18 protein-coding genes are annotated in these 18,423 nt (G+C 65.5%); 10 read left to right on the top strand and 8 right to left on the bottom strand.

Annotated elements, in window-relative coordinates; genetic code table 11:
• Positions 1–55: 55 nt before the first annotated feature.
• Positions 56–757 (bottom strand): FadR/GntR family transcriptional regulator, encoded by a 702-nt coding sequence (locus ACN9MY_RS26670; protein ID WP_426164558.1) that lies wholly within the window; start codon positions 755–757, stop codon positions 56–58.
• A gap of 131 nt (positions 758–888) precedes the next feature.
• On the opposite strand from ACN9MY_RS26670, the gene ACN9MY_RS26665 reads away from it, so the two are divergent.
• From ACN9MY_RS26665 to ACN9MY_RS26640, 6 genes are all read left to right on the top strand, one after another.
• The gene (locus ACN9MY_RS26665) at positions 889–1,620 is read left to right on the top strand and encodes a FadR/GntR family transcriptional regulator (RefSeq protein ID WP_426164556.1); all 732 of its coding nucleotides are present in this window, start codon (positions 889–891) and stop codon (positions 1,618–1,620) included.
• Between the two features lie 117 nt (positions 1,621–1,737).
• Positions 1,738–2,649, top strand: a complete 912-nt coding sequence (kdgD, locus tag ACN9MY_RS26660) for a 5-dehydro-4-deoxyglucarate dehydratase (protein WP_426164554.1) — start codon at positions 1,738–1,740, stop codon at positions 2,647–2,649.
• Complete coding sequence (locus tag ACN9MY_RS26655; protein ID WP_426164552.1) at positions 2,649–4,229, top strand: aldehyde dehydrogenase (NADP(+)); 1,581 nt, start codon at positions 2,649–2,651, stop codon at positions 4,227–4,229. Before kdgD ends, ACN9MY_RS26655 begins: the two co-directional genes overlap by 1 nt.
• Before the next feature lie 51 nt (positions 4,230–4,280).
• Positions 4,281–5,690, top strand: a complete 1,410-nt coding sequence (locus tag ACN9MY_RS26650) for an MFS transporter (protein WP_426164550.1) — start codon at positions 4,281–4,283, stop codon at positions 5,688–5,690.
• Positions 5,690–6,571 carry an SMP-30/gluconolactonase/LRE family protein gene (locus tag ACN9MY_RS26645; RefSeq protein WP_426319155.1) on the top strand — a complete coding sequence of 294 codons (882 nt, stop codon included), beginning with the start codon at positions 5,690–5,692 and terminating at the stop codon, positions 6,569–6,571. The genes ACN9MY_RS26650 and ACN9MY_RS26645 overlap by 1 nt, the downstream gene beginning before the upstream one ends.
• Positions 6,572–6,652: 81 nt before the next feature.
• A complete protein-coding gene (locus ACN9MY_RS26640; RefSeq protein WP_426319154.1) occupies positions 6,653–7,375 on the top strand; it encodes a PEP-CTERM sorting domain-containing protein in 723 nt (240 codons plus the stop codon).
• Here ACN9MY_RS26640 and ACN9MY_RS26635 read toward each other — a convergent pair.
• Positions 7,372–8,190 (bottom strand): helix-turn-helix domain-containing protein, encoded by an 819-nt coding sequence (locus tag ACN9MY_RS26635; protein WP_426164543.1) that lies wholly within the window; start codon positions 8,188–8,190, stop codon positions 7,372–7,374. The genes ACN9MY_RS26640 and ACN9MY_RS26635 overlap by 4 nt on opposite strands.
• Positions 8,191–8,305: 115 nt before the next feature.
• Here ACN9MY_RS26635 and ACN9MY_RS26630 point away from each other — a divergent pair, with 115 nt between their 5' ends.
• A complete protein-coding gene (locus ACN9MY_RS26630) occupies positions 8,306–9,301 on the top strand; it encodes an alpha/beta fold hydrolase (RefSeq protein WP_426319153.1) in 996 nt (331 codons plus the stop codon).
• Positions 9,302–9,304: 3 nt separating this feature from the next.
• Here ACN9MY_RS26630 and ACN9MY_RS26625 read toward each other — a convergent pair whose 3' ends face one another.
• Positions 9,305–10,141 (bottom strand): methyltransferase domain-containing protein, encoded by an 837-nt coding sequence (locus tag ACN9MY_RS26625; RefSeq protein ID WP_426319152.1) that lies wholly within the window; start codon positions 10,139–10,141, stop codon positions 9,305–9,307.
• Between the two features lie 100 nt (positions 10,142–10,241).
• Here ACN9MY_RS26625 and lpxO point away from each other — a divergent pair, with 100 nt between their 5' ends.
• From lpxO to ACN9MY_RS26610, 3 genes are all read left to right on the top strand, one after another.
• Positions 10,242–11,141: a lipid A hydroxylase LpxO gene (gene lpxO, locus ACN9MY_RS26620; protein ID WP_426164536.1), complete on the top strand. Its 900-nt coding sequence runs from the start codon at positions 10,242–10,244 to the stop codon at positions 11,139–11,141.
• Between the two features lie 34 nt (positions 11,142–11,175).
• Positions 11,176–12,060: an alpha/beta hydrolase gene (locus ACN9MY_RS26615; protein WP_426336373.1), complete on the top strand. Its 885-nt coding sequence runs from the start codon at positions 11,176–11,178 to the stop codon at positions 12,058–12,060.
• A 115-nt stretch (positions 12,061–12,175) separates the two neighbouring features.
• On the top strand, positions 12,176–12,607 hold the full coding sequence (locus tag ACN9MY_RS26610; protein WP_426319150.1) for a hypothetical protein: 432 nt from the start codon (positions 12,176–12,178) through the stop codon (positions 12,605–12,607).
• Here the strand turns inward: ACN9MY_RS26610 and ACN9MY_RS26605 are convergent.
• From ACN9MY_RS26605 to ACN9MY_RS26585, 5 genes are all read right to left on the bottom strand, one after another.
• Positions 12,576–13,355 carry a substrate-binding periplasmic protein gene (locus ACN9MY_RS26605; protein WP_426319149.1) on the bottom strand — a complete coding sequence of 260 codons (780 nt, stop codon included), beginning with the start codon at positions 13,353–13,355 and terminating at the stop codon, positions 12,576–12,578. The two genes, ACN9MY_RS26610 and ACN9MY_RS26605, sit on opposite strands and share 32 nt — an antisense overlap.
• 29 nt (positions 13,356–13,384) lie before the next feature.
• A complete protein-coding gene (locus ACN9MY_RS26600) occupies positions 13,385–13,717 on the bottom strand; it encodes a hypothetical protein (RefSeq protein WP_426164526.1) in 333 nt (110 codons plus the stop codon).
• A gap of 5 nt (positions 13,718–13,722) precedes the next feature.
• Positions 13,723–14,985, bottom strand: coding sequence for an NRAMP family divalent metal transporter (locus ACN9MY_RS26595; RefSeq protein WP_426164524.1), 1,263 nt, complete (start codon positions 14,983–14,985; stop codon positions 13,723–13,725).
• A gap of 103 nt (positions 14,986–15,088) precedes the next feature.
• On the bottom strand, positions 15,089–15,292 hold the full coding sequence (locus tag ACN9MY_RS26590) for an oxidoreductase-like domain-containing protein (RefSeq protein ID WP_426164521.1): 204 nt from the start codon (positions 15,290–15,292) through the stop codon (positions 15,089–15,091).
• A complete protein-coding gene (locus tag ACN9MY_RS26585) occupies positions 15,289–18,366 on the bottom strand; it encodes a diguanylate cyclase (protein WP_426319148.1) in 3,078 nt (1,025 codons plus the stop codon). Before ACN9MY_RS26585 ends, ACN9MY_RS26590 begins: the two co-directional genes overlap by 4 nt.
• Positions 18,367–18,423 lie beyond the last annotated feature (57 nt).

Genomic DNA, 18,423 nt, shown 5'->3' with positions numbered 1-18,423 from the left:
TCACCTCATTCTATTTTGGCCTGACCATGCATGCAAGTGGTCAGGCCAAATTATTTTAGCCGCGTGAGAAGGTCTTGGTAACGCGTTCCAGGTGGGCGCGCATGGCCTGGCGGGCGCCGGCCGCATCGTGCGCAGCAATGGCCGCCACGATATTGCGATGGTCGTCCAGCGTGTTCTGGCGCAGCTCTTCCGTCTGGAAGTGCTCTTTCAGCTTGTGCCACATGGTGCCGCGCTGGTTCCACAGTGTTTCGACCACCCCCACCAGCGCGGTGTTGCCGGTAGCGCGTGCGATCGCCAGGTGGAAGTTGCGGTCGGCCTGTTCATTGGTGGCGCGGTCAGAGTGGTGCTGCTCCATCTCGGCCGCCGCACGCAGGATCGCATCGATCGCGGAATCGGTCGCCATCTTGGCTGCAATGGCTGCGACTTCGGATTCGATCAGGCGGCGCGCCGCCAGCACTTCGAACGGACCCGGTCCGCCTTCGGCCACGTCGGAAGGAGCGGAAGCCTTTTCGCTGACGTACACGCCCGAACCGCCACGCACTTCGACGATGCCGGACAGCTCCAGGGCAATCAGCGCCTCGCGCAGCGAAGCGCGGCTGACGCTCAGTTTCGCTGCCAGGTCGCGCTCTGCCGGCAGGCGGGTGCCGGGCTTGATGTTCTCTTCGCGGATCAGGTCCTGGATCTTGGCTGCGACCACGCGGTACAGCCGTTGTTCGGCTGCTGGATTCGGCTCCGTAGCAACGGTTTTTTTGTTCATGCGAGGTCCCTTGAGAAGTCGACCGATTTTAATTTGGTCCGGCCAATTTCGCAAGAAAGCAACAGCTGCCAAACGCCGGAGATGTCTCTGATAGGATGTCTGACATCTTTTTTGCATGTATAATGGAGGCCATGACTATTCTCCCTCGCAAGCGACACACCCTGGCCCAGGGCGTGGTCGAACAGATCAGCGGCAGCATCAACAGCGGCGTGCTGAAACCCGGCGACAAGCTGCCGACCGAATCGGCCATCATGGAGCAGCACGGCGTCAGCCGCACCGTGGTGCGCGAAGCCATCTCGCACCTGCAGGCGGCCGGGCTGGTGCAGACCCGCCACGGCATCGGCACCTTCGTGCTGGAGAAGCCGCGCAACAGCGGCGGCCTGGGCATCGATGCCGAGAGCATCGTCACCGTGCGCGATGTACTGGCCATTCTCGAACTGCGCATCAGCATGGAAACCGAGACCGCTGGCCTGGCTGCTACCCGCCGCAGCGACGAGCAGGTGGCTGAACTGGCGCAGGCGCTGGCAGATATGCGGCAAGCGATGGAGCAGGGCCGCGCCTCGGTGGAAGCCGATCGGCGCTTCCACCTGGTGATCGCCAAGGCTACCGGCAATCGCTACTTCGTCGACATCCTCGGCCAGCTCGGACAGGCGATCATTCCGCGCGCGCGCGTCAACACCGCCAACCTGGCGCAGGACCGCCCGGCCGACTACCTCGAACGCGTGCACCGCGAACACGAAGACATCTTCCGCGCCATCCAGCGCCAGGATCCGGAAGCTGCCCGCGCCGCCATGCGCACCCACCTTTCCAACTCGCGCGAACGCCTGTTGCAGGCCCAGCAACGTTTCGAAAACGCCGCATAAAAAAGGGGTACGTCCCCTTTTTTCGCTTGCGTTCGCTTAAACTAGGTTGTACGATGACTTACAACTGAGCTCGCGCTCGATTCGTGCAAAAACCACACTTAGGAGTCAACGATGTCCATGTCCCCGCAAGAACTCAAGAAAGTCATGTCGTCCGGCCTGCTGTCCTTCCCGATCACCGACTTTGACGCTGAAGGCAATTTCAACGCCAAAACCTATGCCGAACGCCTGGACTGGCTGGCTCCTTACGGCGCGAGCGCACTGTTCGCCGCCGGCGGCACCGGTGAGTTCTTCTCGCTGACCGCTCCTGAATATTCGCAGGTGATCAAGGTTGCCGTGGAAAGCTGCCGCGGCAAGGTGCCGCTGCTGGCTGGCACCGGCGGCCCGACCCGCCAGGCCATCGCGCTGGCGCAGGAAGCAGAGCGCCTGGGCGCCGACGGCCTGCTGCTGCTGCCGCACTACCTGACCGAGGCAAGCCAGGACGGCCTGATCGAACACGTGGCCCAGGTGTGCGCCTCCGTGAAGATCGGCGTGATCGTGTACAACCGCGCCAACTGCCGCCTGAACGCCAATTCGCTGGCGATCCTGGCCGAGCGCTGCCCGAACCTGATCGGCTTCAAGGACGGCGTGGGCGAAATCGAACTGATGGTGCAGATCTACCGCAAGCTGGGCGACCGTTTCTCCTACCTGGGCGGCCTGCCGACTGCGGAAGTGTATGCCGGCGCCTACAAGGCGCTGGGCACTCCGGTCTACTCCTCGGCCGTGTTCAACTTCGTGCCGAAGCTGGCGATGGACTTCTACCACGCCACCGCAGCCGGCAATACCGCCGAAACCGACCGCATGCTGGATGAATTCTTCCTGCCATACCTGGACATTCGCAACCGCAAGGCCGGCTATGCCGTGTCGATCGTCAAGGCTGGCGCCCGCCTGGTTGGCCATTCCGGCGGCCCGGTACGCGCTCCGCTGACGGACCTGACCGCGGAAGAAGACGCCATGCTGCTGGCCCTGATCAAGAAGCAAGGTGCCCAATAATGCAGATCACCGGTGAAATGATCATCGGCCGGCAACTGGTGCGCGGCGCTGCCGGCACGCTGTTGGCCTTCAACCCGGCGACCAGGGAAAACCTGCAGCCGCCGTTCGGCCAGGCCGACCTGACGGATGTGGAGCGAGCCTGCGCGCTGGCCGAACAGGCCTTCGACGCCTACCGCGCCACCACGCCGGAAGCGCGCGCCGCCTTCCTGGAGGCGGTCGCCAGCAACATCGATGCGCTGGGCGCCACCCTGACCGAGCGCGCCATGGCCGAAACCGGCCTGCCGCAAGCGCGCCTGGAAGGCGAGCGTGGCCGCACCGTCAACCAGCTGCGCCTGTTCGCAAAAGTCGTGCGCGATGGCCACTGGCAGCACGCCACGCTGGACTCCGCGCTGCCGCAGCGCACGCCGCCGCGCCCAGACCTGCGCCTGCGCAAGATCGCCGTCGGCCCGGTCGCGGTGTTCGGCGCGTCCAACTTCCCGCTGGCGTTTTCTGTCGCGGGCGGCGACACCGCATCTGCGCTGGCCGCCGGCTGCCCGGTCGTGGTGAAGGCGCATGCCGCCCATCCTGGCACGTCCGAGCTGGTGGCGCGCGCCGTGCAGAAGGCGGTCGCCGATTGCGGCATGCCGGAAGGCGTGTTCTCCATGATTCACGGCGATGGCCGCGTGGTTGGCCAGGCGCTGGTTGCCAACCCGTCGATCAAGGCTGTCGGCTTTACCGGCTCGCGCCAGGGCGGTACGGCCCTGATGCGCACCGCCGCCGCGCGCCATGAGCCGATCCCGGTTTATGCGGAAATGAGCAGCATCAATCCGGTCTTCATGCTGCCCGCGGTCCTGGCTGCAAACGCCGAAGCACTGGGCGCCGCTTTCGTCGAGTCGCTGACCATGGGCGTCGGCCAGTTCTGCACCAATCCAGGCCTGGTGATCGGCGTGGCCGGTCCGGATTTCGACCGCTTTGCCGCAGCCGCAGCCGCTGCGCTGCAGCCGAAAGGCGCCGGCACCATGCTGACCGCCGGCATCCACAAGGCGTATGAATCCGGCGTCGGCCGCTTGTCCGATGCCGCAGGCGTCAAGCTGCTGGCCCTGGGGCAGCAAGAGGGCGCCGGCTGCGCCGCCCAGGCTGCGCTGTTCCGCGTCGACGCGGAGACTTTCGTTGCCAGCCACGCGCTGCAGGAAGAAGTCTTCGGCCCGGCCTCGGTACTGATCGCCTGCCGCGACGAAGCCGAAATGCTGCGCCTTGCCGCCAGCCTGGAAGGGCAGCTGACCGCCACCGTGCACTGCACGGCCGACGACCATCCGCTGGCGGGCCGGCTGCTGCCGACGCTGGAACGCAAGGCGGGCCGCGTGCTGTTCAACGGCTTTCCGACCGGCGTCGAGGTCTGCCACGCGATGGTGCACGGCGGCCCGTTCCCGGCCACTTCGGACACCCGCACCACGTCCGTCGGCGCCACGGCCATCGAGCGCTTCCTGCGTCCGGTAAGCTACCAGAATGTGCCGGCGGCCTTGCTGCCGGCCGCCCTGCAGGACGATAATCCACTGCGCCTGGCACGCATCGTGGATGGGGAGCTGCGCACGGCAGTTTGATTGAGTAGTACGGCCGGAGGAGACGCCGGCCGCTTTCGAATACAAGAAACTATGAATCAGCCCAACCCGCAAGCCGTCGGCCTGGCGGCCGAACCGGCCGCCGCCATCGGCAAATACCGCTGGACCATCTGTGGCCTGCTGTTCTTCGCCACCACCATCAACTACCTCGACCGCCAGGTGCTGTCGCTGCTGGCGCCCGCGCTGTCGAAGGAATTCGGCTGGTCGAATACCGACTACGCCAACATCGCCGCCGTGTTCCAGTTCGTGTACGCGATCTCGATGCTGTTCGCCGGCCGCGTGATCGACAGGATGGGCACGCGCCGCGCCTTCGTGCTGGCCATTGTCGTATGGTCGCTTGGCGCGATCCTGCACGCCTACTCGGTGCCGATCGGCGCCACGTTCTCCAACGTCCTCGCTGCGGTGGGCATTGCCGCCGTACCCGTATCGGTGGCCGGCTTCATGGTGGGCCGCGCCGTGCTCGCGCTGGGCGAGGCAGGCAACTTCCCTGCCGCCATCAAGGCCACCGCAGAATACTTCCCGAAGAAGGAGCGCTCCTTCGCCACCGGCATCTTCAACTCCGGCGCGAATATCGGCGCGATCCTGGCGCCGATCACGGTGCCTCTGATCGCCGAGGCCTGGGGCTGGCAGTCCGCCTTCATCATCATCGGCGCAATCGGCTTCCTCTGGATGGGCTTCTGGCTGGTTTTCTACGATGCGCCGTCAAGGCAGAAGCGCCTGTCGCGCGCGGAACTCGATTACATCAACAGCGATGCGGCCGATGCTCCGGCGGCAGCGCCGGCCGGCGCCGCTGCGCGCAAGGCTTCCTGGTTCAAGCTGCTGGCCTACCGCCAGACCTGGGCTTTCACGGTCGGCAAATTCCTGACCGACGGCGTCTGGTGGTTCTTCCTTTTCTGGCTGCCGAAGTTCATGTCGGCCCAATACGGCGTGTCGGCCACCGAAATGGTGGTGCCGCTTGCGGTGCTGTATTCGATGACCATGTTCGGCTCCATCGGCGGCGGCTGGTTCCCGACCTTCTTCATCAATCGCGGCGCCAGCGTTTATCACGGCCGCATGCGCGCCATGCTGGCCATCGCCTTCTTCCCGCTGGCGGTGCTGCTGGCGCAGCCGCTTGGCTACCTCGGCATCTGGGTGCCGGTGATCCTGATCGGCATCGGCGCCTCGGCGCACCAGGCATGGTCCGCCAACCTGTTCACCACCGTGTCGGACATGTTCCCGAAGCACAGCGTCGGCTCCGTGGTGGGCATCGGCGGCATGGCAGGCGGCCTGGGCGGCGTGCTGATCACCAAGGTGGCCGGCAAGCTGTTCGACTATTACAACGCGCTGGGCCAGATCCAGACCGGCTACATGATCATGTTCACCTTCTGCGCACTGGCTTACCTGCTCGCCTGGTGCATCATGAAGGCGCTGGTGCCGGCGCATAAGGAAATCACTGACCTCTGATGGAAAAAGTAAGCGGTGTACATTGCATGGTGGGTGAAAGCCCCACCTGGCACGCGGGCGAGGGCGCCTGGTATTGGGTCGACATTCCGGCGCGCCGCATCTGGCGCCTCGATTACGCCAGCGGCGCGACCCGCTTCTGGGATGCCCCGGAGATGGTGGCCTGCCTGTCGCCCGCCGCGCGCGGCGGCTTCATCGCAGGCATGGAGACGGGCATCTTCCACCTCGTGCTGCAGGATGACGGCAGCGTATCGGCGGAGCGCCTGGCTGCGCCGCCATCTTCCGAGCTGGGCCAGGGCATGCGCTTCAACGACGGCCGCTGCGACCGGCAAGGACGCTTCTGGGCCGGCACCATGTTCATGGACATGGCGGCGGAACGCGCGGTCGGTCAGCTCTATCGTTATACCGCCGCGGAAGGGCTGTCTGCGCCTTTCGTGTCCGGCATGCTGACCCAGAACGGCACGGCGTTCTCGCCACGCGGCGACGTGATGTACCTGTCCGACTCGCACCCGAAGCGGCGCATGGTGTGGGCCTTTGATTACGACATCGGCAGCGGCACGCCGCACAACAAGCGCATCTTCCTCGACCTGGGCACGCAGAAAGGCCGTCCCGACGGTGCCGCCGTCGATGCCGACGGCTGCTACTGGACCTGCGCCAATGACGGCGGCCTGCTGCAGCGCTACACGCCGGGCGGCGCGCTCGATCGGGCAATCGCACTGCCGTTTGCCAAGCCATCGATGTGCAGTTTCGGCGGTCCCGACCTGTCCACGCTGCTGGTGACCTCGATCGACCCGGGCAATGCCGGCGACGACTGGCCCGGCTCGGTCTTGCTGCTGCGTCCCGGCGTGCAGGGTCTCGCCGAAGTTCGATGGAACGCGCATTAATCTGTTGCAATTCTGCAAAAGTGAGTTTTCTTTTTGTTAATTTCCGTTCATACTTTATTTTTTACCAATTGCAAATAAAGTATGAAACTTTTCGTTTTGCCGGCCATGCTGCTGGCGCTTGCCGTGCCGGCGCAGGCTGGCATTACAAGCAGCTTTAACGTCACTTCCGCAGTTCATTGGACGTCCACGGGAGCGGGCACTCTGGAAGACTCGGAAGTCTTCACCCCATTTGGCGGGACAATGCGCTCCAGTCTGACGCCGTCGAGCTGCTTCGGCAGCTATTCCGGGACCGAGCATAACTCGCATTGCTGGTTCGATCTGGACACCGCAGACTTCCGCTCGCCGTACGACGATGCATACCAGCGGCGGACGGGAAGCACGGAACCTCCCCGTGCAGGCCTGATTTCCCGGCTCCAGGTCAATGGCGATGGTAGCTATACAGGCTACTTCAATTTCACTACCATCAGTTACGTGGATTCTGACGACGCGACCGGTATCACTCGCAAGGGCTTTTTCACCGGTTACATATTTCGCTATCAGGGCGCAGGGCTGGCTCTCGATACGGCCATGGATGCGGCACTTGCAGGCTCCTTGTGGCAGCGCCAGGCTTTTACCAGGAAGACTTTCATGACAGAGTGGGATCGCAGCAGCGTCGATCCGGTGACTGGCGACGAGTCGCTGATCGAGGCGGAAGGATGGGATGGCAAGCTGGAAATGGCTGCCGTGCCTGAACCGGCGGCGCCTGCACTGTTTGGCATCGGCCTGGTTGCCATCGCAGGGCTGCGCAGGCGGAAGCGCGGCTAATTTGCCGGATCCTCTTGGAGGGCGCTGCAGAATGCCGCGCTGGCTTCGTCGGCCGGGAAGCACGATTCGATGTGGAGTTCTTCCAGCGTGACGTCGCGCGGGGTGCCGAAGGTGGTGATGGTGGAGAAGAATGCCACGCGCCGGCCGTCGCGCTCGAATACGGTTTCAAGCAGCGGCGCGGGCACGGCGCGCAGGTCGCGCTGGCGCCATTTTTCAGGCACACCCGGATAGGCCAGGACTTCTTCCAGCAGCTCGCGCGCCTTCGCGTCGCTGGGCGCCGTGGCGACCAGCTTGTGCAGGTGGGCCAGCAGGGTGCCCGCGATTTCCTCCCAATTTACGAGTACGGCACGCAAGTCCTGCGGGTCGAAGGCATGGCGCAGCATATTGCGGTGCGGGCTGTCGCGGCCGCCCAGCAGCCAGCGGTTCATGCGGACGGCGGCGCCATTCGCCATCACGATATCCCAGTGGCGATTCATCAGGAAGGCGGGGTAGGGTTCCTGCTGCTTCAGCATTGCTTCGATCGCGCGCCGCATCGGCGCCAGCTCGGGATTGGCCAGCGCCGATTCCGTGTAGCGCGGCGCATAGCCGGCGGCGACCAGCAGCGAGTTGCGGTCGCGCAGCGTCATTTCCAGCGTGTCGGCGAGGCGCGCCAGGATCTCGCGGCTGGGCTGGGCCTTGCCGGTTTCAATGCAGCTCAAGTGGCGTGTGGAGAGGCCGGCGTCCAGCGCCAGGTCCATCTGGCTCAGGCGGCGGGCGGAGCGCCACTCGCGCAGCAGGGCGCCGACGTGGGCGATCGGAAGCGGGTTTGCATTCATGTGGCCATGGTAACAAGGTTTTGCGCTGCGCTTCCATGACCTGGGAGGTCATTGCTTCGCATCAGACCCGGCCCGATCATGCATCCCATCGAAACCCGTCTTGCAGGAGATGAGCATGAATCGCAGAAGCCTTTTGAAAGCCGCCATTGCATTCGCCGCTGCGGCCGGCGTGGCGCGCCCTGCCAGCGCCGCGGGCGCGGCGAAGGAATTGGCGCCCGCCGATGCGGCGCTGCGGGCCGAGGCGGCGCGCGATGCGCGTGCGTGGCGCGCCTCGCGGCGCTTTGTGGCCACCAGCGCTGGACGCGTTGCGGTGGTCGAGCGCGGACGCGGCCCGCAGGCAGCGCTGTTCCTGCACGGCCTGCCGCTAAACAGCTTCCAGTGGCGCGGCGCAATAGCGCGCCTGGCGCCGCATCGCCGCTGCATCGCGCCGGACTTTCTTGGCCTTGGCCATAGCGAACCGGCGCCGCAAGCCAAACTCGATCCGGAAGGCCAGGTCGCCATGCTGGCCGAACTGCTCGACAAGCTGGGCGTCGAGAAGGTTGACGTGGTTGCGAGCGACAGCGGCGGCGCCGTGGCGCAACTGTTCCTGGTGCTGCATCCCGAGCGCGTGCGCAGCCTGCTGCTTGCCAACTGCGACACCGAACTCGATTGCCCGCCGCCGGCCATGCAGCCGGTGATCGAACTGGCAAAGCAGGGCAAGTTCGCGCAGGAGTGGCTGGCGCCCTGGCTGGCCGACAAGGACAAGGCGCGCTCGCCCGAAGGCCTGGGCGGCATCTGCTACGCCCGGCCGGCCGCGCTGGCGGACGAGGTGTTCGAAACCTACCTGCGCCCCCTGGTCGACAACCCGCAGCGCCTGCACGGCTACATCGCTGCGCTGGAACGCAATGCCCTGCACGGCATCAAGCCCGCCCTGAAGGCCAGCACGGCGCCGGTGCGCGTGCTGTGGGGCATGGCCGATGAAATCTTCCCGCCGCGCGGCGCCGACTATCTCGAGCAGGCATTCGGCAACAGCAAGGGCGTGCGCCGCATCGAAGGCGGCAAGCTGTTCTGGCCCGAGGAGCAGCCAGGCCTGGTGGCGCGGGAAGCGCTGGCGCTGTGGCGCAGCGCCTGATGCCTAGCGCTTGCGGTAGATGCACACCATGATATCGCTGGGGAATAGCCGCATCAGCGGCAGCAGCAGCCAGCGCATGCCCAGGTAGCGCAGCGGCGCCTTGAATGGATGGAGTTGGCCAAACACGGTCATCCAGCGCCACATGCCCTGCTTTTTCACTACGGCCAGTTCGCTGCTGTGGCGCAGCGTGAAGCCTTCTCGCTCCACCAGCCTGGTAAGGTTGGCCGGGTTGAAGTAATGGACATGCGGCGAAGGCATGCCTTTCTGCCACAGCCGGTCGAACGGGCCATGCAGCCCGACGCGCGCGAACAGCTTGGACAGGCGGTAGCACAGGCCGCGGCTGCTGGGCAGGTTGAGCACCAGCGTGCCGTCCGGGGCCAGGTGCTGGTGGCAGTCGCGCAGGGCGGCGCGGATATCGGGGATATGTTCGATCACTTCATTCAGCACGATGATGTCGAACTGCTCCCCGTCCGCCAGCGCCTGGGGGAAGTAGCCGAGGCGCACCGGCAGCCCGCGCTCGCTCGCCTGCCGGGCCAGCACTTCGTCCGGCTCGACCCCCAGCACGTCGAACGCGCAGGCTGCCGACTCCAGGAGCCACCCATGGGCGCTGCCCACGTCAAGCAAGGTGTTGGCGCGCGGCGCCGCGAACTGGCGGGTGAGGGCGACGATGGTGCGGCAGTTCTCCTGGCGCAGCGCATTCAGGGACGCTTCGCGCAGGTCTTCGTCGCTTGTCGCGGGTGTGGCGGAATGGGCTGCGCCTTCGTAGGCGCAGCCGGGGCAGGTCCGGTGCCAGCCTGACAGGCCGGTCTTCAATGGGGCGTAGCAAATAATACAAGTCATGCGCGCCACGATAGCATGCTTACATTGTTGCGATATTCACAAATACTCACTTTGCAGACTGCGGTAGAATCGCAGGTTTGGATCTTTCCGAGGTTTCGCAATGAAATGGGCTGTTGTCGGCTTTTACATCCTGTCCGTCCTGCATATCCACTTCCGTGGCAAGGTACGTCTCCCGATCGGCCGCCAACTGTTCGACCACTCGTCGTTCATGGCCCCCATCAATATCTTCATGCACTGGTTCTCGCGCGTGCCATCCACGCCCTACCTGCCGGTTGACACCTTCAAGGAACTCAAGCCGCTGGAAGACAACTGGCAAGTGATCCGCGCCGAAGCGGAAAACCTGCTGCGCCTGCAGAAGATCAAGGCGTCGGAAAAGAACGACGACGCCGGCTTCAATTCCTTTTTCAAGAATGGCTGGAAGCGCTTTTACCTGAAGTGGTACAACGCCAGCCACCCTTCGGCCCAGGAACTGTGCCCGCAAACCTATGCGCTGCTGGCCGCGATCCCGTCGGTGAAGGCGGCCATGTTTGCCGAACTGCCGCCGGGCGGCAAGCTCAATCCGCACCGCGACCCGTTCGCCGGCTCGCTGCGCTACCACCTGGGCCTGGCCACGCCGAACGACGACCGCTGCTTCATCGACGTCGACGGCGAGCGCCATAGCTGGCGCGACGGCCAGGGCGTGATCTTCGATGAAACCTATATTCACTGGGCCATCAACGGTTCCGAGAGCGACCGCATCATCCTGTTCTGCGACGTGGAGCGTCCGATGCGCTATCGCTGGGCGCAGGCGATCAACCGCTTCCTCGGCCGCACCATGATGACTGCCGCCGCCTCGCCCAACGAGCAGGGCGACCAGGTCGGCCTGGTGTCGAAGCTGTTCCGCGTCTCCTTCTACGCCGGCAAATACCGCCGCGCCTTCAAGGCCTGGAACAAGACCGTCTACAAGTTCACCAAGTTTGGCCTTATCATCGGCCTCGCAGCAGCAATCTATTACATGTGAGGCGGCCCGCGCTGCCTCGTCAAAAGGAGGCAGCATGCGGCACCGAGTCCCCGCCGGCGTCCTGGCCATCGTGCTGGGCGCCACCACCCTTGCAGCCGGCGCCGGCCCCTTGCGCGACCGGCTGCTGGAACGCCAGGCGTCCCGCACTGCGCATGACGCCGCCCCCGGCAAAGCCTTGCGCGACATCCCCTACGGCAGCGATCCCCGCCAGCGTTTCGACGTCTACCTCCCTGCGCAGGCAGCGTCCAGGGCCCCCGTCATTTTCATGGTGCACGGCGGCGGCTGGCGCATCGGCGGTAAGGCCGAAACGGCCGTGGTGGAGAACAAGGTGCCGTATTTCACGGGGCGCGGCTACCTGGTCATTTCGATCAACTACCGCATGCTGCCCGATGCCGATCCGCTGCTGCAGGCGCAGGACGTGGCGCTGGCGCTGGCCACGGCCCAGGACAAGGCCGCCACCTGGGGCGGCGATGCGCGCCGCTTCATCCTGATGGGCCATTCAGCCGGGGCGCACCTGGTGGCGCTGTTGTCGGCCCAGCCTTCGCTGGCGGCCGGCAGCAGCTGGCTCGGCACCATTGCCCTCGACAGCGGTGCGCTGGATGTGCCGCAGATCATGGAACAGCGCCACCCGCGCTTGTACGACGAAGCATTCGGCAGCGATCCGGCCTTCTGGCGCAAGGTATCGCCGGCCCACGCGCTGCAAACGGGCGCGCAGCCGATGCTGCTGGTGTGCTCCAGCCAGCGCGACAGCTCCTGCCGCCAGGCCCACGATTTTGCGCAACGGCTGCACGCCAGCGGCAGCCGCGCCGAAGTGCTGGAGCAGGCGAAGAGCCATCGCGACATCAACCTGCAGCTTGGCGCCGACAGCGGCTATACGAGTGCGGTGCAAGCCTTCATCGACAGCCTGCTCAAGTCCTGAGCCTGTCGGAATTCTTTACAGATGAAAAAACGCTGCATTTAAAATCAGCAACTTATATTGCTTGGTGAGATTATTGCTTAATGTCTGGTTAAGTAAAATTAACTAGAGGAAATAAATGAGGAAGCTGGGGCTGGGCGTTTGCGCCTTGCTGCTATCCGTGAGCCATGGGGCGTGCGCTGCGCTGCTGTCCAGCTCCCAGGCACTAGGTGCCGGCAGCGCCGGCCCTGCCGCCGGCCCCGAACTGTTCGACATCAGCACCGGCGATGATGGCGCTCCCGCATTCGAGGAACGGCTGGTGGACCAGCAGGAATTCCCCTTCAGTCCGGCGGGCAGCGCGGGCCGGGCCCGGGCCAACCTTGGCAGCATGATGCTGGACGTCGATCCGGCCCTGGTCAATAACGTCCTGTCGGGCAGCAAGTACGAAACGGTCGATGATTCCGCGCACAAGCCGACGCTGCAAGCCCTGTGCGGCATGAGCCTGGTGTTGCTGCTTGCCTTCCGCGCCGCTGCCCGCTTCAGCGGCAAGCGTCGGCGTCGGCGACGGTAAAGTGGTAGCGCAGCGCGATGCGGCGCCACGCGCGATCGCAGGGCATGGCGGCAGCGATCTTGTCCAGCTCCGCCGCCAGCGCCCCGGCATCGCGCGCCAGCACGAAATGGCGGCCGAACTGGCTGAAGGGCTTGTCGCCCACATGCAACTGCCCCAGGGGCAGCTTTTCCCTGTCCATCTGGCGCCGCAGGTAACGGAAAGCACTCAGCGGCATCACCGTGAAATCGGCCTGTCCCGCCGCCAGCTTGCGCAGGTTGCTCATGGCATCGGGCGCATTGCTGCGCGTCAGGCTCTTGCCGGCGTATTCGTCGATGCCGGGATAACGGTTGCCGTAAATGCCGGCAAAGCGCAGGCCGACCAGCGAAGCCGGGCCGTGGTAGAGCACCGGATTGTCGATGCGCGACACGATGACATTGCTGTCGTCCAGGAAGGGCGGACTCCAGTGAAAGCGCTTGCGCGGCACGTCGCCGATGAAGGCCGGCGAGAGGAACAGCGCCACCCCGTCGAAGCCGCCGGATGCCTCCATCAGCTGGTTGAGCTGGCGGCGTTGCAACGACACCAGTTGCAGCGTATAGCGGCCTTCGAGCTTGCGGTTCACATAGCGCACCAGGTCGGGCGCCAGGCCGCTTTTGCCGTCGATGTAGGGCGGCCCGCGATAACTGTTGTAGGCCTTGACGATGGTATCGGCGCCAGCCGGCGCCGCAGCGAGGGCGCTGCAAAACACTAGCAACAGGTGCGGTCGTGCCATGGCGCGCCTCCGGGCGTCGCGACCCGGTCTCAGCGCGCGCTGGCTGCCGGCAGGCGCGCTTCTTCCGAAGTCAGGATCCAGACCAGGTTGAGATTGCCGTTCATGTCTTCCGTGTAGTTGACGATGAAGGTCGCATCGGCCAGCGCGCTCGGCACCACGGTCAGGTTTTCATCGCTGAAGATGCGTGCAGCTGGCGAAAGCTGGCGCGGCTTGCCGTCGACAACGATGTCCGGCGCATAGCCGAAGGTAATCTTGCCGCGCTTGGCGTTGGGCGGGAATGGGCGAGGCTCGGCGGCCAGCGCTGGCAGGGCAGGGAGGGTCATTGCGGCCGCAAGGGCCAGCAGGAAGTGTCGTTTGTCCATGTCCGCTAGCTTACCATGCTGGCGAACATGGCCAAAACGGCCAGGGCCATCACTGTTGTACAGGACCACCCCAGGACGCGCAGGCGGCGCGACAGGACCACCTCGCCCATCACCCCGCGCCGGGTCGACAGCAGCATGGTCACCACCATGACCGGCACCGCCACCACGCCGTTGACCACCGCGCTCCAGAACAGCGCGCGCATCGGGTCCATCGGCAAGAAGCCAATGCAGACGCCGGCCAGCGTGGCGGCGGTAATGATGGCGTAGAACTTGCGCGCGGCCAGCGGTTCCAGTTCCAGGCTGCTGCGCCAGTTGAACGCACCGGCCATGGCGTAGGCCGCCGACCCGGCCAGCACAGGAATCGCCAGCAGGCCGGTGCCGATGATGCCCAGCCCGAACAGCGCAAACGCCAGCTCGCCCGCAATCGGCCGCAGCGCCGCCGCGGCCTGGGCTGACGAGCCGACGTGGAAGATGCCGTGCGCATGCAGCGTGACCGCGGTGGTCAGCATGATCGACCATGCCACGAGGTTGGAAAAGCCCATGCCGATAGCGGTATCGAGCTTGATGCGGCGCAGTTGCGGGCGCACCTGGCGCGGCGCGCGCTTGAGCGGTTCGGCCTCCGGGTCTGCCTGCAGTTCTTCCACTTCCTGCGCGGCCTGCCAGAAGAACAGGTAGGGGCTGATGGTGGTGCCGAACACCGCCACCATGGTGGTCAGGTATTCCTTGTTCCACTGGATGTGCGGCGAGAAGGTGCGCTTGGCCACCTCGCGCCAGGGCACGTCGATCACCAGCACCGTGGCGGCATAGGCCAGCAGGGCCAGCGTCAGCCATTTTAGCAGGCGCGCGTAGCGCTGGTAGGGGATGAAGACCTGCAGCGCTACCGACAGCAAGCCGAAAGCCAGGGCATGCCACTGCGCTTTGCCGCCCGCCACCAGGTGCAGCGCGTCACCCATGGCGGCCAGGTCGGCAGCAATATTGATGGTGTTGGCAAGCAGCAGCAGGCTGACCATGCAGTACAGCAGCCAGGCCGGGAAGCAGCGGCGCATATTGGCAGCCAGCCCGCGCCCGCTGGTGCGGCCGATGCGCGCGCTGGTTTCCTGGATGCCGACCATCAGCGGATAGGTGAACAGCCCAAGCCACAGCATGCCCAGGCCGAATTGCGCTCCGGCCTGGGAATAGGTGGCGATGCCGCTGGGATCATCGTCGGCAGCCCCCGATACCAGGCCCGGGCCGAGCTTGTCCAGCCATGATTGGCTCTGCTGTTCCATGCCCCCGATGCTAGCGGGAGCAGGAGCAGCCTTCCGTTAAGTCACGAACATGAAAGTCGGGGTCAGGTCTGGCAATCCGCCATAAAGCGCACGAATGTGCGCTTTATGGCGGATTGCCAGACCTGACCCCGACTTGCTTTTGGCGAGCTTCCCAGGCGGCAAGGGCGATGCGGTAGCGCTCCAGGTCGTCGTAGTAGAGGTCGAGCACGCACCAGGTGCAGCCGCTGTGGCAGCAGTCGTCGGGGCCGGGTTCGGCCGGCGGTTGCGGCTTGGGGTCGTCGGCAGGTGCTTCAGTGTCGTCCATCATTCTTCCATTGCCAGCAAGGCCTGGTTGCGGCCGCGCTGCTTGGCGCGGTAGAGCGCTTCGTCGGCCAGGCGTACCAGTTGCTCGGGGCGGCTGTTTTCGGTCGGCACAAGCACCGCCACGCCGATACTGATGGTCACCAGGCCGAACGGCGAGGCGTCGTGCGGAAGCTGCAGCCGCGCCAGTTCGGCGCAGATGGTCTGCGCCACGCCGATCGCATCGGCGCCCGGGGTGGCTACCGACAGCAGCGCGAATTCTTCACCGCCGTAGCGCGCCACCAGGTCCGAGCTGCGCCGCCCATGCTCGGTGATCACGCGCGCCACTGCGCGCAGCGTGGCATCGCCGGCCAGGTGCCCATAGCGGTCATTGTATTTCTTGAAGTAGTCCACATCCAGCATCGATAGCGCCAGCGGCTGGCCGGTGCGCTGGGCGCGCCGCCATTCCGCTTCCAGCGCCAGGTCGAAGCCGCGCCGGTTGCTGACGCCGGTCAGGCCGTCGGTCTGGCTCAGCGCTTCGAGCTTGCGGTTGGAGTCTTCCAGCTCGGCGGTACGGGCGGCCACCTGCTGCTCGAGCACGGCCTGCAGGCGTGTCAGGCGCCGGATGCGCCAGTGGTACAGGCTCCAAAGCCCGCCCAGGATCACGGCGGCTGCGGCCAGGCGGAACCAGGTGGTCTGCCAGAACGGCGGCGTGATCGTCACCTCCAGGGTGGCGGCCTGTTTGCTCCAGCTGCCGTGGTGGTTGGCGGCGCGCACGCGGAAGACGTAGCGGCCCGGGTCGAGGTTGGTATAGGTGGCCACGCGGCGTTCGGCATCGGTTTCCTGCCAGTCGGGGTCAAAGCCTTCCAGCTGGTAGGCGTAGCGGTTTTGCGAAGGCTCGGTGAAGTGCAGGGCCGCGAATTCGATGGTGAAGGCGGTCGCCTGCGACGACAGCACCAGGCCGGTGGGTGCCGTCAGCGGGCCTTCCAGCCAGGCCTGGTCGCGGAAGCGGCCTTCGCTGAGCGAGTGGCTGAACAGCTTGATATCGGTAATGGCCACCTGCGGCGGCACCGAGTTGCTGCGCACTTGCTCCGGCTCGACGCCGGTCATGCCGTGCACGCCGCCGAAGTACAGCTTGCCGTCCGCGCCCGGCGCCGAGGCATTGGTGGTGAAACCGTCGGTCATGCCGTCGGCCACGGTGTAGAGCTGGGCCGAGCCATTGCCGGGGTTGAGGCGGAACAGGCCAGCCAGCGTGCTGATCCAGATCCTGCCCTTGGCGTCGGACTGGATGGCCAGTGTCTTCAGGTGCTGCACGGCGGCGGCATGCGAGCGCAGCCGCAAGTCGCCGCGAGCGCTCTCTTCCAGCTGCAGCAGGCCGCGCGAGGTGCCGATCCAGAGCCGGCCGGCGGCGTCCTGGTGCAGCGCGGTGACGTTATCGTCGATCATGCCTTCCGGTCCGCCGGCGCGCAGGTGGCGAAACTTGCCGGTGGCCGGGTCCAGCAGGTCGAGCCCGCCGCCGTTGAATTCCGAACCCATCCACACGCGGCCCTTGCTGTCTTCCAGCACCACGCTGGTGCCGCCGACGCTGCGGCTGTCCGGGTTTTGCGGGTCGTGGTAGAACAGCAGGGAGCGGTCGCGCAGCGTGTCGTAGCGTACCAGGCTGTTGCCCGTGCCCAGCCACAGCACGCCATCCTTGCCGGGTGCGATGGAATTGATGAAGTCGCTGGCGGTATTGCCGAAGCGGACCAGCTGGAACTTGCCGTCCAGCGCATCCAGCCGGTTCAAGCCGTTGGCCGTGCCCACCCACAGCGGGCCGCCGGGCTGCTGGTACAGGCTGTAGACGATATTGCTGTTCATCGAGCCGGGCCGGTCGTCGGCATGGTAGCGCCGCAGCACTTCGCCCTTGGCGGGGTCGAACAAGCCAATGCCGAGGTTGCCGCCGATCCAGACCGTGCCGTGCGGGCCATTCTCCAGGCTCAGCAAGGCGTTGTTGGCGCGGCCATGGCGGCCGTCCAGGCGGTACGGCAGGTAGCGCGTGAAGCCGCTGCTGCTCAGGTTAACCAGGGCAATGCCGTCGGTAAACGAGGCGATCCACAGCATGCCGCCGCGGTCCTGCAGCATGGCACGCAGATTGTCGCCCGGCAGAGAATACGGGTCGTCGCTGTTGTGGCTGTACTGGTCGAAGCGCTGCGCCGTTGCATCCCAGCGCAGCAGGCCGGCCGACAGGGTCGTGGCCCACAAGGTATTGTCGCGGTCGAAATAGAAGCTGGTGACGCGGCTGTCGGGCACTGGCACGCTGTCGCGTGTTTCCCACGGCTTGCTGCTGTCCCAGCGCCAGACGCCGCCTTCAGTGCCGATCCACAGCACGCCGTTGCGGTCGAACTGCAGGGCGCGCACGATGTTGGCGCGCGCGTTCGGATCCTGGCCCTTGTCGACGCGGCGGTGTTCAAACTCGCTGGCCCCGGCAGGCAGGTAGTCCAGGCCGCCTGGCCAGGTGGCGGCCCAGACGCCGCCCTTGCCATCGACCGCCAGTGCATTCAGGTCGTTGCCGCCCAGGCTGCCCGGGCGCGCCGGATCGTGCACATGAACGGTGAAGGTGCCGCTGCCGGGGTCAAAGTGCTGCAGGCCGCCCCAGGTGGCCAGCCACATGCCGCCTTTTCCATCGGACACGATGGCGCGGATGATGCGGCCGTTATTGGGCGCGTTGACCGGCAAGAAAGTCGTGAAATCGTTGCTGGCCGGGTTGAAGCGCGCCAGGCCGTCTTGGGTGCCGGCCCACAAACGGCCCTGGCCATCTTCAAACAGCGCCGCAACGCGGTCATGCGGCAGGGCGCGCGGGTTGCCGGCCTTGCTGCGGTACTTGGTGACACGGTAGCCATCGTAGCGGTACAGGCCGTTCGATTGGGTGCCGATCCACATGAAGCCGCGCTGGTCTTGCAGCAGCGATAACATTGAAGGTTCGTCATTGCCTAACGGCCCGAGCTTGCGAAAGCGCAGGGTAGGCGCGGCAGCCTGGGCGATGGCAGTGAGCAGGCAGCTTGCCAGGATAAGCAGCAAAATAAAGCGGCTCAGGTGCCAGCCGCGGGCGTCAGTAGCATTCATTTAGTGACATTATAGCTTCCATCCCAGCAATAATTTCCGCTCCGCTGCCCCAATCCA

The sequence above is a fragment of the Pseudoduganella sp. R-31 genome, assembly GCF_049913235.1.
Lineage (GTDB): Bacteria > Pseudomonadota > Gammaproteobacteria > Burkholderiales > Burkholderiaceae_D > Rugamonas.
The sequence above is the reverse complement of the archived record's forward strand: the minus strand, read 5'-3'. Positions and strand labels throughout refer to the sequence as shown.

Coding starts and splice junctions, on each gene's coding strand:
- ACN9MY_RS26670 (WP_426164558.1), bottom strand. CDS start 757: ATGAACAAAAAAACCGTTGCTACGGAGCCGAATCCAGCAGCCGAACAA.
- ACN9MY_RS26665 (WP_426164556.1), top strand. CDS start 889: ATGACTATTCTCCCTCGCAAGCGACACACCCTGGCCCAGGGCGTGGTC.
- kdgD (WP_426164554.1), top strand. CDS start 1,738: ATGTCCCCGCAAGAACTCAAGAAAGTCATGTCGTCCGGCCTGCTGTCC.
- ACN9MY_RS26655 (WP_426164552.1), top strand. CDS start 2,649: ATGCAGATCACCGGTGAAATGATCATCGGCCGGCAACTGGTGCGCGGC.
- ACN9MY_RS26650 (WP_426164550.1), top strand. CDS start 4,281: ATGAATCAGCCCAACCCGCAAGCCGTCGGCCTGGCGGCCGAACCGGCC.
- ACN9MY_RS26645 (WP_426319155.1), top strand. CDS start 5,690: ATGGAAAAAGTAAGCGGTGTACATTGCATGGTGGGTGAAAGCCCCACC.
- ACN9MY_RS26640 (WP_426319154.1), top strand. CDS start 6,653: ATGAAACTTTTCGTTTTGCCGGCCATGCTGCTGGCGCTTGCCGTGCCG.
- ACN9MY_RS26635 (WP_426164543.1), bottom strand. CDS start 8,190: ATGAATGCAAACCCGCTTCCGATCGCCCACGTCGGCGCCCTGCTGCGC.
- ACN9MY_RS26630 (WP_426319153.1), top strand. CDS start 8,306: ATGAATCGCAGAAGCCTTTTGAAAGCCGCCATTGCATTCGCCGCTGCG.
- ACN9MY_RS26625 (WP_426319152.1), bottom strand. CDS start 10,141: ATGACTTGTATTATTTGCTACGCCCCATTGAAGACCGGCCTGTCAGGC.
- lpxO (WP_426164536.1), top strand. CDS start 10,242: ATGAAATGGGCTGTTGTCGGCTTTTACATCCTGTCCGTCCTGCATATC.
- ACN9MY_RS26615 (WP_426336373.1), top strand. CDS start 11,176: ATGCGGCACCGAGTCCCCGCCGGCGTCCTGGCCATCGTGCTGGGCGCC.
- ACN9MY_RS26610 (WP_426319150.1), top strand. CDS start 12,176: ATGAGGAAGCTGGGGCTGGGCGTTTGCGCCTTGCTGCTATCCGTGAGC.
- ACN9MY_RS26605 (WP_426319149.1), bottom strand. CDS start 13,355: ATGGCACGACCGCACCTGTTGCTAGTGTTTTGCAGCGCCCTCGCTGCG.
- ACN9MY_RS26600 (WP_426164526.1), bottom strand. CDS start 13,717: ATGGACAAACGACACTTCCTGCTGGCCCTTGCGGCCGCAATGACCCTC.
- ACN9MY_RS26595 (WP_426164524.1), bottom strand. CDS start 14,985: ATGGAACAGCAGAGCCAATCATGGCTGGACAAGCTCGGCCCGGGCCTG.
- ACN9MY_RS26590 (WP_426164521.1), bottom strand. CDS start 15,292: ATGATGGACGACACTGAAGCACCTGCCGACGACCCCAAGCCGCAACCG.
- ACN9MY_RS26585 (WP_426319148.1), bottom strand. CDS start 18,366: ATGAATGCTACTGACGCCCGCGGCTGGCACCTGAGCCGCTTTATTTTG.